Source organism: Kitasatospora sp. NPDC032121 (genome assembly GCF_055580145.1).
Genome location: NZ_JBVILX010000025.1, coordinates 36,472 through 51,142, shown reverse-complemented (window position 1 = coordinate 51,142; position 14,671 = coordinate 36,472). Strand labels below are relative to the sequence as shown.

Genomic DNA, 14,671 nt, shown 5'->3' with positions numbered 1-14,671 from the left:
GGCGGGGTGCGCGCGGGCGTTCCGACCGGGGGTGGAGACCGTACCCGGGGCGGCCGGATACCCTGGGGGGCGACGACCGTACCGATACCGATGCCGCAGAGGACCCGCGACGACGTGTTCGACACCCTTTCCGATCGCCTCGCAGCGACGTTCAAGAACCTCCGGGGCAAGGGCCGCCTGAGCGAGGCGGACATCGACGCCACCGCCCGCGAGATCCGCATCGCGCTGCTGGAGGCGGACGTCGCGCTGCCGGTCGTCCGGGCCTTCATCAAGCAGGTCAAGGAGCGGGCGCTCGGTGCCGAGGTCTCCGGCGCGCTGAACCCGGCGCAGCAGATCATCAAGATCGTCAACGAGGAGCTCATCGCGATCCTCGGCGGCGAGACCCGCCGGGTGCGGTTCGCCAAGAGCGGCCCGACGGTGATCATGCTCGCCGGTCTCCAGGGTGCCGGTAAGACCACCCTCGCGGGCAAGCTCGGCCACTGGCTGAAGAAGCAGAAGCACACCCCGCTGCTGGTCGCCTGCGACCTCCAGCGCCCCAACGCGGTCAACCAGCTCCAGGTGGTCGCCGAGCGCGCCGGCGTGGCCTTCTACGGCCCGCAGCCGGGCAACGGCGTCGGCGACCCGGTGCAGGTGGCCACGGACTCGATCGAGTACGCCAAGCAGAAGCAGTACGACGTCGTCATCGTCGACACCGCCGGCCGCCTGGGCATCGACGCCGAGCTGATGCAGCAGGCCGCCGACATCCGCGCCGCGGTGAACCCGGACGAGGTCCTGTTCGTCGTCGACGCGATGATCGGCCAGGACGCGGTCACCACCGCGCAGGCCTTCCTCGACGGCGTCGACTTCACCGGCGTGGTGCTCTCCAAGCTCGACGGCGACGCCCGCGGCGGTGCCGCCCTGTCGGTCGCGCACGTCACCGGCCGGCAGATCATGTTCGCCTCCAACGGCGAGAAGGTCGACGACTTCGACGCCTTCCACCCGGACCGGATGGCCTCGCGCATCCTCGGCATGGGTGACGTCCTCTCGCTGATCGAGAAGGCCGAGCAGACCTTCTCGCAGGCCGAGGCGGAGAAGATCGCCGCCAAGCTGCGCGGCGGCCCGAAGCAGTTCACCCTGGACGACTTCCTGTCCCAGCTGGAGCAGGTCCAGAAGATGGGCTCGATCTCCAAGCTGCTCGGCATGCTGCCGGGCATGGGCCAGATCCGGGACCAGATCAACAACATCGACGACAAGGACGTCAACCGGGTCGGCGCGATCATCAAGTCGATGACCCCGGCCGAGCGCGCCGAGCCGGAGCTGATCAACGGCTCCCGCCGGGCCCGCATCGCCAAGGGCTCCGGCGTCCAGGTCGGCGAGGTGAAGAACCTGGTCGAGCGGTTCTTCGAGGCCCGCAAGATGATGTCCGCGATGGCCTCCGGCAAGGGGATGCCGGGCATGCCGGGCATCCCCGGCATGGGCGGCGGCGCGAAGAAGTCCGGCAAGAAGGCCCCGCAGGCCAAGGGCAAGCGCAAGAGCGGCAACCCGCTGAAGCGCGCGCAGGAGGAGGCCGCGGCCGCCGAGCGCCGCGCGCTCGGCCCGGGCGCCGGCCAGGGTCCGGCGGACGGCGGCGCGTTCGGCCTCGGCGCGGGCAAGGGCCCGGCCGACTTCGAGCTGCCCAAGGAGTTCAAGGACATGCTGTAGTCCTTGATCGGGTCTGGTCGGCCCGTCGTCCGGTGTTTCCGGGCGGCGGGCCGATCGCGTGTCCGATGATGGGGGCATGCGAGTGATGATCAGGGCCCCGAGGGCCGAGGACACGGCCGTTTACGCCGACGCGGTCCGGCGGTCCGCCGAACACATCGGCCGGTGGAACCCGGTCGAGCCGGACGGACTGCCCGACCTGCTGAAGCGCCAGGGCTCCGGGCTGCGGACCTTCCTGATCCTCGACCGGGAGACCGGCGGACTGGTCGGCAAGGTGAACGTCGCCAACATCGTGATGAGCCGGTTCTGCAACGCCACGCTGGGCTACGACTCGTACCTGCCGTTCAACGGCACCGGGCGGATGACCGAGGGCATGCGGCTGGTCCTGGACCGCTGCTTCGCCCCGCGGTCGTCCGACGGACTGGGCCTGCACCGGCTGGAGATCAACGTCCAGCCGGACAACGAGCGCTCGATCGCGATGGCCAAGCGGCTGGGCTTCCGGCACGAGGGCTTCTCCCCGCGGATGCTGTTCCTCCAGGGGGACTGGCGCGACCACGAGCGGTTCGCGCTGACCGCCGAGGAGTGGCCGGGCGCGACGGCATAACCGCTGGTGGGAGCGGTCGGCGCGGCCGTACGGCGGCTCGGGCGCGGCGTTGCGATTGGCTCGCCCGAGCACCTGTCCGTATTGTCCGATGGGTGACCGAACCCGTGCCGCCACGTCAGACTCCCGACCAGCCCTGGCGCTCGGAGGGCGCCCCGCCCCCGCCGCCCAAGCGCCGGATGCCCGGCGGCTGGGTGGGGCTCGCCCTCACCGCCCTCGTGGTGTTCCTGATCTCCGACCTGCTGTTGTCCTTCTTCGGGCCCGCCGGTTCCACCACGATCTCGTACACCGAGTTCAACAACCAGCTGAACAAGGGCAACATCACCAAGATCTACGCCAAGGGCGACGCGATCGAGGGCACCCTCAAGACCGCCCAGCCCAAGCCGGACGGCGGCAAGGGTGACTACACCGAGTTCGACACCCAACGGCCCTCCTTCGCGGGCGACAACCTCTGGGCCACCCTGCAGCAGCAGGGCGTCGAGGTCACCGCCACCTCGCCGGTCCAGCAACGCAGCTTCCTCACCAACCTGCTGCTCTCGCTCGCCCCGATGCTGCTGCTGATCTTCATCTGGGTGATGCTCGCCCGCCGGATGGCCGGCGGACTCGGCGGCGGACCGCTCGGCCGCAAGGCCCCGCCCAAGCCGGTCACCGCCGAGCAGGGCAAGCGCACCACCTTCGCCGACGTGGCCGGCATCGACGAGGTCGAGGCCGAACTCACGGAGGTCGTCGACTACTTGAAGAACCCCGAGCGGTACCGCAGGCTCGGCGCCAAGATGCCGCGCGGCGTGCTGCTGAGCGGCCCGCCCGGAACCGGCAAGACCCTGCTGGCCCGGGCGGTGGCCGGCGAGGCGAACGTGCCGTTCTTCTCCGCCTCCGCCTCCGAGTTCATCGAGATGATCGTCGGCGTCGGCGCCAGCCGGGTCCGCGAGCTGTTCGCCGAGGCCCGCAAGGTCGCCCCGGCGATCATCTTCATCGACGAGATCGACACCATCGGCCGCCAGCGCGGTGCCGGCGGCGGCATGGGCGGGCACGACGAGCGCGAGCAGACGCTCAACCAGATCCTCACCGAGATGGACGGCTTCACCGGCTCCGAGGGCGTCATCGTGATCGCCGCGACCAACCGGGCGGACGTGCTCGACCCGGCGCTGCTGCGCCCCGGCCGCTTCGACCGGCGGATCACCGTCAGCCCGCCCGACCGGGAGGGCCGGGCGGCGATCCTGCGCATCCACAGCCGCAGCGTCCCGCTGGCCGGCGGCACCGACCTCAACCAGCTGGCCAAGGTCACGCCGGGGATGACCGGCGCCGAGCTCGCCAACCTGGTCAACGAGGCCGCGCTGCTGGCCGTCAAGCGCAAGCAGGACGCGGTCAACGAGCGGGACCTCTCGGACGCCCTGGAGAAGGTCCAGCTCGGTGCGGTGCGGCCGCTGGTGATGCCGCAGGAGGAGCGCGAGCGGACGGCGTACCACGAGAGCGGGCACGCGCTGCTGGGCATGCTCCAGCCCGGCGCGGACCCGGTCCGCAAGATCACCATCGTGCCGCGCGGCCGGGCGCTCGGCGTCACCCTCTCCACCCCGGAGGACGACCGCTACTCGTACACCGAGCCCTACCTGCGCGGCCGGATCATCGGCGCGCTCGGCGGCATGGCGGCCGAGCAGGTGGTCTACGGGGTGATCACCACCGGCGCGGAGAGCGACCTGGAGCAGGTCACCAACATCGCCCGCGGGATGGCCGGGCGCTGGGGGATGAGCGAGCGGGTCGGCCGGCTCACCGCGGTGCCCTCCGACCCGCAGGGCGCGTACGGGCTCTCCGCCGCGCCGACCACCCTGGACGCGGTGGACGAGGAGGCCCGGCGGATCGTCTCCGAGTGCTACGACGACGCGCTGCGGATCCTGACCGAGCAGCGGCACCGGCTGGACGCGCTGGCGGCGGCGCTGCTGGAGGCGGAGACGCTGGACGAGGCGGAGGCCTACCGGGCGGCGGGGGTGCCGCGGGGGGCGTCGGCGGAGGGCTCCGGAGGGGCCGAGGGGCCCGGTGGGGCCGGTGGCTCTGACGGGTCTGGTGGCTCTGACGGGGCCGGTGGCTCCGATGGGTCTGATGGCTCCGATGGGTCCGATGGGTCCGATGGGTCCGACGGGAAGTCGATCGACCGGGCGTGAAGCCGGGAATCGGGGGCGTGCGCCATGGTGGCGGGCGCTCCCGATTTCGTGTTTCCCCGTCCTTTCCCCGCCTCCTGCCCCGCCTCTCGCCCGCTTCCTGCCCTGTCCCAGTACCCGCTCTGCCCGGCGATCCCCGCTCTGGCTAGCGCGGCCGCTCGGCGACCAGGTAGCGGAACAGGTTCTCCATCCGCACCGAGCCGTCCGCGCGCAGGTACGGCTGGAGCACCTCCTCCAGCTCCTTGGCCACCAGCGAGGCGCCGGAGAACTCCTCGGCCGGCTCGAACAGGCCGGTGGAGAGCAGCCCGCGCACCGCGCTGTCGAGGTCGGCGTAGGCGAACGGGCAGCTCACCCGGCCGCTGCCGGCCGGACGCAGACCGGCCGGGGCGAGCAGGTCCTCCAGGGCGCCGGGCGCGCTCAGCTCGAACGGGTCGCGCGCGCTGGTCCGGCCCGCCATCCGCCGGGCCACGTCCAGCACCGGGGCGCTCTCGCAGCGCTCCGGCGGCCCCCAGGCGGCCAGCACCACGTGCCCGCCCGGGAGGGCGAGCCGGGCGGCCTCGGCCACCACCGGGCCGGGCTCGGCGGCGCCGGGCAGCTGCTCGAAAACCGTCACCAGCGAATGGGCCGGGTGGGGGACGGCGGATGGTGTCCGGACCCCCGCGCACACCCGCAGCCGACGGGCACGGGCCAGCTCGCGCAGCTCGTCCCTCGGCTCCTGCCCGGCGACCTGGGCGCCCCGGCCGGCCGCGAGCAGCAGAGCCAGCCCGGACCGGCAGCCCAGGCCCAGCACGCTGCTCGCCGGGCCGACCTCCAACCGGTCGTAGACCGCCTCGTAGAGCGGCACCAGCATGCGCTCCTGGATCTCCGCCCAGTCGCGCGCCCGCGTGGGGCGCGCCGCCCCGGTCCGCGGGTGGTGCGGGCGTGCGCCCGTCGGTCGTGCGGTCGTGCCGGTCGTCCGCGCTGAAGCCATGGCGGCCTCCCATCCGGTCCTTCGGTGTGCTGCTACGGCTCCCCCAAAGTCCCGCCCCACACCAGCGAACAGCGGGTCGGGCCCGGCGTCCAGAGGGGTGCAGGGTGGTGCGCGCGTGTCACGGTGGTGCGCCCCCATCCGGTGATACCGATTCGAAACCGGGGCCCCGGGCCCCGTAACATTCGCCCCATGGCTAAGGCACCCGTTCTCACCCCTCAGGCGGAAGACTTCCCGCGCTGGTACCAGGACCTCATCAACAAGGCCGAGCTGGCCGACAACGGTCCGGTGCGCGGCACCATGGTCATCCGACCGTACGGCTACGGCCTGTGGGAGCGGATGCAGCAGGAGATGGACGCGCGGATCAAGAAGGCCGGCGCGCAGAACGCCTACTTCCCGATGTTCATCCCGCAGTCCTACCTGACCAAGGAGGCCGAGCACGTCGAGGGCTTCGCCCCCGAGCTCGCGGTGGTCACCCACGGCGGCGGCAAGCAGCTGGAGGAGCCGGTCGTCGTCCGGCCGACCTCCGAGACGATCATCAACGAGTACTTCTCGAAGTGGGTGCAGAGCCACCGCGACCTGCCGCTGCTGATCAACCAGTGGGCCAACGTGGTCCGCTGGGAGCTGCGTCCGCGCGTCTTCCTGCGCACCACCGAGTTCCTCTGGCAGGAGGGCCACACCGCCCACGCCACCTACGAGGACGCCCGTGACTACGCGTCGATGATCCACACCCAGGTCTACGGCGACTTCATGACCAACGTGCTCGGCATCGACGTCGTGCTCGGCCGCAAGACCGCCAAGGAGCGCTTCGCCGGCGCCATCAACACCCTCACCCTCGAGGGCATGATGGGCGACGGCAAGGCCCTCCAGATGGGCACCAGCCACGAGCTGGGCCAGAACTTCGCCAAGGCGTTCAACACCACCTACCAGCTGCAGGGCGCCGAGCGCGAGCACGTCTGGCAGACCTCCTGGGGCGTCTCGACCCGCATGGTCGGCGGCCTGATCATGTCCCACGGCGACGACAACGGCCTGCGGGTGCCCCCGCGCCTGGCCGCCGTCCAGGCCGTCGTGCTCGCGATCAAGGGCGACGACGCGGTCATCGCCAAGGTCCGTGAGATCGGCGCCCAGCTGGAGGCCGCCGGCATCCGGGTCGTGGTCGACGACCGCACCGACACCCCGTTCGGCCGCCGCGCCGTCGACTGGGAGCTCAAGGGCGTCCCGCTGCGCATCGAGGTCGGCCCGCGCGACCTGGAGAACGGCACCGCGATGCTGGCCCGCCGCATCCCGGGCGGCAAGGAGCCGGTCTCCATCGACGCCCTGGCCACGCTGCTCCCGGGCGTGCTGGAGGAGGACCAGGCGCTGCTGCTGCGCCAGTCCCGCGAGCGCCGCGAGTCCCGCACGGTCGACGTCAAGACCATCGACGAGGCCATCGAGGCCGCCGCGACCGGCTGGGGCCGGATCTCCTGGGCCGACCTCGGCGCGGAGGGCGAGGCCAAGCTGGCCGAGCAGGGCGTCACGGTCCGCTGCATCGTCGCCGCCGACGGCTCGGTGCCGCAGACGGACGACCAGGAAGGCAACGTCGCGCTCGTCGCCCGGGCGTACTGACATCCGTTCGGTGTCCGGCGGACGGCGTTCGGCGGACGGTGTTCGATGTCCGGTGGGTGACCTTCGGTGGGTGGCCTTCGGTGTTCGGTGGACGGTGTTCGGCGGACGGCGGATGTCGCTTCGGTGTCCGCCGGACGTCCGCCCTCCGCGGGTATTGACCGGCAGCGGCGACATTTGCCCGGAATGCGGATGGGTAAGAATCCGGTAACTGTTCCGGTGTGTCCGCGCGGTGGACATCCCTACTGGCCGGTCAACTCCCGGTATTAACGGAATAGCGGTACGGTGTACGGCCCGTGGCCCTGTCAATCCGGCAGGCCCACGGGCCGTACGTCCTGGGTGGCGACAGCCCGCCCCCCGGACGGAATTCACCAGGCCCGTCGGCGTTGCGACGGGCCGAAACCGGCAGGGGGTTGGTCTTGCGTCAGATCCGGAACGCGCAATTCGCGCGCGGCCTCGCATTCCTGGGAGTTCCCTGTGAATTCCCCGGGAACGGGAACATGCGGAACATCGGCTCGCACTCCATCGTTGGTCTAGCGTGAGCACGACACAGCCCCTCGTTCTCGCGGCCGAACTGGCCGCCGCCTGGAGCGACATCCAGGCCTACCACCAGGACCTTCCCGACCTCGCCTCGCCCGAGGCGCTGATCGGGGAGTCCTCCTCGGCCTGTGGGACGCGGCTCGGTTTCGAGCGCCTCCTCCACGAGGCTGCCCACGGTCTGGCCGCGGCCCGGGACATCCGGGACACCTCGCGGGCCGGCCGCTACCACAACCGGCGCTTCCTGATGCTCGCTTCCGAGCTGGGCCTGGCGCACCCGGTCGAGCCGCACGCGAGCAGCGGCTTCTCCCAGGTGACCATGCTCAAGGAGACCCAGGAGCGGTACGCCGACACCATCGAGCGCCTGGACCGTGCCCTCGGGGCGCACCAGGAGGCGGTGGCCGGCGACGGCGCGACGCGCGCCTTCCGCGGCCCGGCGGCCCGGCACGGCTCCTCCGGGGGCGGCGTGCGGGTCAAGGCGGTCTGCGGCTGCGGGCGCAACGTCCGGGTCGTTCCGTCGGTGCTCGCGCAGGCGTCCATCGTCTGCGGTGCGTGCCAGCAGCCGTTCAAGATCGCCTGAGCGGTCGACGCCCCGGCGGACTGCTGTGCGGGCAGCGGTCCGGCCGGAATGCCGGAGTGCGGCGGCGAGCCGCACTGCGGTGAAGTGAGCACTGCGGAAGTGAGCGGTGCAGCAGGACAGTGGTGATGTCTTCGGGCCGGACCGGGAGCGGGGGCTCCCGGTCGAGCCCTGACCGGGCGCCCGGCCCGCGTACCGGCGGTTCTCGCCGATGTGGCAGAATGGACAGCTGAGTACTCGGCAGCCGGGCAGGACCCCTCTCTCCTACGGCTGGCGTGTCCCTTGAACGGTCCGCCGCGCAACCCCACGCGCTGGCGAGCCCGCTCACCCACGTCAACACCAGGAGAATCCACTCCCGTGGCAGTCAAGATCAAGCTGAAGCGTCTCGGCAAGATTCGCTCCCCGCACTACCGCATCGTCGTCGCCGACGCCCGCACCAAGCGTGACGGCCGCGCGATCGAGGAGATCGGCATCTACCAGCCGACCTACAACCCCTCGAAGATCGAGGTCGACAGCGACCGCGCCCAGTACTGGCTGTCCGTCGGCGCCCAGCCGACCGAGCCGGTGCTCGCCATCCTGAAGCTGACCGGCGACTGGCAGAAGTTCAAGGGCCTGCCGGCTCCGGCGCCGCTGAAGGTCGCCGAGCCGAAGGTCGAGGACTTCTCGCACCTGTTCGCCAAGGCCGTCGCCGGCTTCGAGGACGCCACCACCGGCGTCGCCATCACCCCGAAGGCCAAGAAGTCGGACAAGGCCGAGGCCGAGGCCGACGCCGCCGCCGAGGCCTGATCGTGATCGAGGACGCCCTCGACCACCTGGTGAAGGGCATCGTCGAACACCCCGACGAGGTGCAGGTGCGCTCGCGCAACCTGCGTCGGGGTAACACCATCGAGGTGCGGGTGCACCCCGATGACCTCGGCAAGGTGATCGGCCGGGGCGGCCGTACGGCGCGCGCGCTGCGCACCGTGGTCGGCGCCCTCGGCGGTCGCAACGTCCGGGTCGACCTGGTCGACGTGGACAACATTCGCTGACGCTGCTGCTCGTTCAGCCGTCAGGGCTTGTGAGGCCGACCGGGACGCATGTCGTCCCGGTCGGCCTTTCGCATTTCCATCCGCTTTTCCGTCGCATCGCCGCTTCGCACCATTGCTTCGCGGCACCGCTTCGCAGTCCGTCGCTTTCGTTTCGGCTCAGGAACTCCAGGAGAACGATCACCGTGCAGCTCGTCGTCGGCAGGATCGGCCGTGCCCACGGCATCAGGGGGGACGTCAGTGTCGAGGTCCGCACCGACGAGCCGGAACTCCGGCTCGGCCCCGGTGCCGTCGTGCTCACCGACCCCGCGTCGGTCGGACCGCTGACCGTCGAGTCCGGCCGGGTGCACAGCGGCCGGCTGCTGCTGCGCTTCGCCGGCGTCAAGGACCGCAACGCGGCCGAGGCCCTCCGCGGCACCCTGCTCATCTCCGAGGTCGACCCGGAGGAGAGCCCCGAGGACCCGGAGGAGTACTACGACCACCAGCTGATCGGCCTGGACGTGGTGCTGCTCGACGGCACCCTGGTCGGTGAGTTGACCGAGGTCGTCCACCTGCCCTATCAGGACCTGCTCACGGTGAAGAAGGCCGACGGGACGGAGGTGCTGGTGCCCTTCGTCAGCCAGATCGTGCCGACCATCGACCTGGAGAACCAGCGTGCCGTGATCACCCCGCCGGCCGGGCTGATCGACCCGGAGCAGGCCGAGGTCGCGGGGACCTCCTCGGCCGAGCGCACCGAGGGCTCCGAGCGCACCGAGGGTTCCGAGGACGCGGAGGAGTCGGAGTGACCGTCGAGGAGCGTGCCGGGTCGGGGGCCGAGGCGGCGGTCGACAGTGCCGTGTCCGACGCTGCCGTGTCCGACGCTGCCGTCTCCGGTGCGGTGCAGAGCGGTATGAGGATCGACGTCGTCACGATCTTCCCCGAGTACCTGGAGCCGCTGGACATCTCGCTGGTCGGCAAGGCCCGCGCCCGCGGCCAGCTGGACGTGCACGTCCACGACCTGCGCGGGTGGACCCACGACGTGCACCGCACGGTCGACGACAGTCCGTACGGCGGCGGCCCCGGCATGGTGATGAAGCCCGAGCCGTGGGGCGAGGCGCTGGACGCGGTGGTCGCCGCCGGCCCCGAGGGGCAGGTGCCCACGCTGGTCGTGCCGACCCCGAGCGGGCGCCCGTTCACCCAGGAGCTCGCCCAGGAGCTGGCAGGCCGCCCCTGGCTGGCCTTCACCCCCGCCCGGTACGAGGGCATCGACCGCCGGGTGATCGAGGAGGCGGCCACCCGGATGCCGGTGGTCGAGGCCTCGATCGGCGACTACGTGCTGGCCGGCGGCGAGGTCGCCGTGCTGGTGATGGTCGAGGCGATCGCCCGGCTGCTGCCCGGCGTTCTCGGCAACGCCGAGTCCCACCGCGACGACTCCTTCGCGCCGGGCGCGATGGCCGACCTGCTGGAGGGCCCGGTCTACACCAAGCCCGCCGAGTGGCGCGGTCGGACGGTCCCGGACGTGCTGCTCAGCGGCAACCACGGCAAGATCGCCCGCTGGCGCCGCGAGCAGGCCTTCGCCCGGACCCTGGCGAACCGCCCCGACCTGGTCGAGCGCTGGCAGTACGGCGCCTTCGACAAGAAGGAGCGGGAGGCGCTGAGCATCCTCGGCCTGGTCTGGGACGAGCGGCTCGGCCGATTTCGGTCCGTGGCCGGTGATGTGGAAGAATAGGCGGCTGCTGTCTGTCGCTGGTTCCCTTCCGTAGGGGGCACGTGGACCGGCGCCCCCGCCACGGGGGGATCGTCGTCAGCCGATGCGGCCCGCAGCAGACCCCATTGTGACGATTTTCCGTGGGCGGCCCGTGGCGCCTGCGATGGAGAGCAACATGAGCAACAAGCTCGCTGCTGTCGACGCGGCCTCGCTGCGTAGCGACATTCCGGCCTTCCGCGCCGGTGACACCCTGAAGGTTCACGTCCGGGTCATCGAGGGCAACCGCTCCCGTGTCCAGGTCTTCCAGGGCGTCGTCATCCGCCGCCACGGCGCCGGTATCGGTGAGACCTTCACCGTTCGCAAGGTCAGCTTCAACGTCGGCGTGGAGCGCACCTTCCCGGTGCACACCCCGGTCGTCGAGAAGATCGAGGTCGTGACCCGCGGTGCGGTTCGCCGCGCCAAGCTGTACTACCTGCGTGACCTCCGCGGCAAGGCCGCGAAGATCAAGGAGAAGCGCGACCGCTGATCCACCGGCCCCCGGCCTCGCCGGGGGATCGGAACGCTCCGAGGGGGCCGAACGGCCGCAAGGTAAGCTCACCCCCCGATGAGCACGCACGAACCATCCGCGGACCGCGACGGCAGTCCCGCACCCACCGGTGCGGACTCGCTGTCGCGGTCCGCGGTCGTTTCCGGGGGCGGGCCGGAGCACGTCGAGGTGTCGGAACAGGCCGGGGTGTCGGAACAGGCCGAAGGCCAGGAGCGGGCCGAGGGCTCCGGCGACAGTGACCCCGGCGGCGAGGGCGCCGATGGTGCCGGCAGTGCCGATGCATCCGATGGCAGTGATGGTGGCGACGGGGGTGATGGCGGTGGTGGCTCCGGTGACGACGACTCGGAGCAGGCGCAGGAGCCACGGCACTCGCGCTCGCGGGACCTGCTGCTGTTGGTCGGGATCTGCCTGACGGCCCTGCTGCTGGTGAACGCCTTCGTCGCGCGCCCGTTCTCGGTGCCCTCCGGGTCGATGGAGGAAACCCTGCGCCCGGGCGACCGGCTGGTCGCGAACCAGCTCGCCTACGCCTTCGGCGGCCACCCCCAGCGGGGCGACGTCGTGGTCTTCGACGGGACGGGCTCCTTCCTGCACGGGTCGGCCGAGCCGTCCGGCTTCTGGGACGGCCTGCACTCCCTCGCCCAGGACCTCGGACTGGCCCCGGCCGGGGACACCGTCTACGTCAAGCGCGTGATCGGGGTCGGCGGGGACCGGGTGACCAGCACCGGCCCGGGCGCGCCGATCACCGTCAACGGCGTGCCGATCGACGAGACCTCCTACCTCTCCCCGGGTGACGCCCCGTCGAGCGTGGCCTTCGACGTCATCGTGCCGGCCGGCAAGCTCTGGGTGATGGGTGACCACCGCAGCGCCTCCCGGGACTCGCGCGACCACCTCGGCGAGCCCGGTGGCGGCTTCGTGCCCGAGAAGAAGGTGATCGGGCGTGCGGACTGGGTGGTCTACCCGTTCTCGCGCTGGACCGGCCTGGACCGGCCCGCGGCCTTCGCCGTGACGGTGGGAACGGGCGGTCATGGGGACCAGAGGTAGGGGGCGGCTCGCCGACCGCCCCGCGGCCGGGGGACCGGGGGTCGGAGGGTCGACGGCCGGCGGGTCGACGGCCGGGGGGCCGGGGAAGGACGCGGCGGCGGACCGTGGGCCGATCGTGGCGGCGCCGGCGCGTGGTCGGGCCGAGCGCCGGCGCAGTGCCCGCAAGGCGGCCCGCCGGCGCAGGCGCTCGCTGGTGCGCGAGGCGCCGCTGATCGTCCTGGTCGCCCTGCTGGTGGCGCTGGTGATGAAGACCTTCCTGGTCCAGGTGTTCGTGATCCCCTCCGGCTCGATGGAACAGACCATCCTGATCGGGGACCGGGTACTGGTGGACAAGCTGACCCCCTGGTTCGGCAGTGAGCCGCAACGCGGCGACATCGTGGTGTTCAAGGACCCGGGCGGCTGGCTGGAGCACGACCGCAAGCCGTCCGAGGACGGCCCGGTGCTGGGCGCGGCCAAGCGGGTGCTGACCTTCGTCGGGCTGCTGCCCTCCGACGACGAGCAGGATCTGATCAAGCGGGTGATCGGCGTCGGCGGCGACACCGTCGAGTGCTGCGACGCCCAGGGGCGCCTCACCGTCAACGGCCGTCCGGTGGAGGAGCCCTACCTCGCGCCCGGCAATCCGCCGTCCCGGCAGACCTTCAGGATCCAGGTGCCGGAGGGGCGGTTGTGGGTCATGGGCGACCACCGGGACGTCTCCGCCGACTCCCGTTTCCACATGGGCAATCCGGGACAGGGGACGATCCCGCTGAGCGGCGTGGTCGGTCGCGCGTTCGTGGTCGCCTGGCCGCTGGACCGCTTCCATCAACTCGATACGCCGAATTCACTCTCCTCTCTTGCCCGGATGCCGCAGGCCGTCGGAACTGCCGCGGAATCGGTGGATGTTGGGCCGGTTCCTGTGGAACCCCCGCTCGTTATGGGGGTGTTGGGCATCCTTCCGCTCGTCGTTCGTCGGTCCGGGCGGCCTCCGGAGTGAGCCGCGTCGGCCGCCGACCGGACGGGCCTCGAGTGTGGGACCGCGAGCCGGATGCCTTGGAGTGATAGAGAAGTGCAGGTGCGGCCGGGAGTGGTCCGGGCCGTCGGCCGAGGCTGTGCTGGTGTCAGGGGCGTCCGCCGTGGGCAAGCCCTGAGGCGTTCATGGTCGTGGTGAGCGTGGTGCCCGCTGTGCGGCACTCTGAGCGCGGGCGCACGGGCGTCCGCACAGCAGGGAGGAGACGTTGTGGGGGATTTGGTGATCGGCGCCCGATCAGGCGCCGGAGAGCCCGAGGGCTCGGGCCGTCGGGCGGACCGGTCCGCCGAGTCCGCGGCCTCGGCCGAGGCCGCGGCGGCGCAGACCGCCGACGGTCAGGGCGGCTCCGGGCCGGAGGACGCCCCGGACTCCCCGCACGCGGGTGCCGAGCCTGCGGACGGGTCGGAGTCGGAGGCTCCGGCCAAGCCGCACAAGCAGCGCTCGTTCTGGAAGGAACTGCCGATCCTGATCGGCATCGCGCTGATCCTCGCGCTGGTGATCAAGACCTTCTTCGTCCAGGCGTTCTCCATTCCGTCGGAATCGATGCAGAACACGCTGCAGGTCGGCGACCGTGTCCTGGTGGACAAGCTGACCCCGTGGTTCGGGGCCGAACCCGAGCGCGGCGAGGTCGTGGTGTTCCACGACCCGGGCGGCTGGCTGAACGACGAGCCGACCCAGCAGAGCAGCAACTCCTTCGTCCGCGGCGTCCAGGACGTGCTCAGTTTCGTCGGCCTGATGCCCTCCGCCAACGAGAAGGACCTGATCAAGCGGGTCATCGCGGTCGGCGGTGACACCGTCGAGTGCGAGGCCGACGGGCCGGTGACGGTCAACGGCGTCGCGCTCAACGAGCCGTACGTCTACCCGGGCAACACCCCGTGCGGTGACCACCCCTTCGGCCCGGTCCAGGTGCCCAAGGACCGGATCTGGGTGATGGGCGACCACCGCGCCAACTCGCTGGACTCCCGCTTCCACATGGACCAGCCGGGCGGCGGCACCGTCCCGGTGGACAACGTGATCGGGCGTGCCTTCGTGGTGGCCTGGCCGATCAGCCACTGGTCGACGCTGCCGGTGCCGGACACCTTCGACCAGACGGGCCTGGCGGCGGCCGCGCCGATGGCGCCGCCCGTGGCCGGTGCGGTGGGGGCCGTCGCCCTGCTCCCGTTGGTGCGTCGGGTGCGGAGCCGGGCGGAGCGCCGCCAGGAGTCCTGAGCTCCACCGGATCCCGACCCACCGGGTTGGCCCCGGCTCTTG

Annotated in this window: 14 protein-coding genes; 13 read left to right on the top strand and 1 reads right to left on the bottom strand. The window is 71.6% G+C overall.

What is annotated here, in order from left to right:
- Nucleotides 1–114 precede the first annotated feature (114 nt).
- The 3 genes from ffh (at nt 115) to ftsH (ending at nt 4,434) form a co-directional block, all read left to right on the top strand.
- A complete protein-coding gene (gene ffh / locus ACZ5OX_RS35955) occupies nt 115–1,680 on the top strand; it encodes a signal recognition particle protein (protein ID WP_449791343.1) in 1,566 nt (521 codons plus the stop codon).
- A 76-nt stretch (nt 1,681–1,756) separates the two neighbouring features.
- Nucleotides 1,757–2,281, top strand: coding sequence for a GNAT family N-acetyltransferase (locus ACZ5OX_RS35950; RefSeq protein ID WP_449791310.1), 525 nt, complete (start codon nt 1,757–1,759; stop codon nt 2,279–2,281).
- Between the two features lie 92 nt (nt 2,282–2,373).
- Nucleotides 2,374–4,434 carry an ATP-dependent zinc metalloprotease FtsH gene (ftsH, locus tag ACZ5OX_RS35945; protein ID WP_465636056.1) on the top strand — a complete coding sequence of 687 codons (2,061 nt, stop codon included), beginning with the start codon at nt 2,374–2,376 and terminating at the stop codon, nt 4,432–4,434.
- 142 nt (nt 4,435–4,576) lie between these two features.
- On the opposite strand, the gene ACZ5OX_RS35940 is transcribed toward ftsH, so the two are convergent.
- Nucleotides 4,577–5,401, bottom strand: coding sequence for a class I SAM-dependent methyltransferase (locus ACZ5OX_RS35940; protein WP_465636054.1), 825 nt, complete (start codon nt 5,399–5,401; stop codon nt 4,577–4,579).
- A 189-nt stretch (nt 5,402–5,590) separates the two neighbouring features.
- Here ACZ5OX_RS35940 and proS point away from each other — a divergent pair, with 189 nt between their 5' ends.
- The 10 genes from proS (at nt 5,591) to lepB (ACZ5OX_RS35890) (ending at nt 14,629) form a co-directional block, all read left to right on the top strand.
- Nucleotides 5,591–7,003: a proline--tRNA ligase gene (proS, locus tag ACZ5OX_RS35935; protein WP_449791313.1), complete on the top strand. Its 1,413-nt coding sequence runs from the start codon at nt 5,591–5,593 to the stop codon at nt 7,001–7,003.
- Nucleotides 7,004–7,538: 535 nt separating this feature from the next.
- The gene (locus ACZ5OX_RS35930) at nt 7,539–8,117 is read left to right on the top strand and encodes a hypothetical protein (RefSeq protein ID WP_359822362.1); all 579 of its coding nucleotides are present in this window, start codon (nt 7,539–7,541) and stop codon (nt 8,115–8,117) included.
- A 354-nt stretch (nt 8,118–8,471) separates the two neighbouring features.
- Entirely contained in the window at nt 8,472–8,900 is a 429-nt protein-coding gene (gene rpsP, locus ACZ5OX_RS35925; protein WP_045700219.1) for a 30S ribosomal protein S16, read from the top strand.
- A gap of 2 nt (nt 8,901–8,902) precedes the next feature.
- Nucleotides 8,903–9,142, top strand: a complete 240-nt coding sequence (locus ACZ5OX_RS35920; RefSeq protein WP_030056773.1) for an RNA-binding protein — start codon at nt 8,903–8,905, stop codon at nt 9,140–9,142.
- Between the two features lie 182 nt (nt 9,143–9,324).
- Entirely contained in the window at nt 9,325–9,924 is a 600-nt protein-coding gene (gene rimM / locus ACZ5OX_RS35915; RefSeq protein ID WP_465636051.1) for a ribosome maturation factor RimM, read from the top strand.
- Nucleotides 9,925–10,028: 104 nt separating this feature from the next.
- A complete protein-coding gene (trmD, locus tag ACZ5OX_RS35910; protein ID WP_465636100.1) occupies nt 10,029–10,847 on the top strand; it encodes a tRNA (guanosine(37)-N1)-methyltransferase TrmD in 819 nt (272 codons plus the stop codon).
- A 154-nt stretch (nt 10,848–11,001) separates the two neighbouring features.
- Complete coding sequence (gene rplS / locus ACZ5OX_RS35905) at nt 11,002–11,352, top strand: 50S ribosomal protein L19 (protein WP_030306736.1); 351 nt, start codon at nt 11,002–11,004, stop codon at nt 11,350–11,352.
- Nucleotides 11,353–11,430: 78 nt separating this feature from the next.
- A complete protein-coding gene (gene lepB, locus ACZ5OX_RS35900) occupies nt 11,431–12,414 on the top strand; it encodes a signal peptidase I (protein WP_465636049.1) in 984 nt (327 codons plus the stop codon).
- A 115-nt stretch (nt 12,415–12,529) separates the two neighbouring features.
- On the top strand, nt 12,530–13,387 hold the full coding sequence (lepB, locus tag ACZ5OX_RS35895) for a signal peptidase I (RefSeq protein WP_465636047.1): 858 nt from the start codon (nt 12,530–12,532) through the stop codon (nt 13,385–13,387).
- 243 nt (nt 13,388–13,630) lie between these two features.
- The gene (gene lepB, locus ACZ5OX_RS35890; RefSeq protein WP_465636045.1) at nt 13,631–14,629 is read left to right on the top strand and encodes a signal peptidase I; all 999 of its coding nucleotides are present in this window, start codon (nt 13,631–13,633) and stop codon (nt 14,627–14,629) included.
- Nucleotides 14,630–14,671 lie beyond the last annotated feature (42 nt).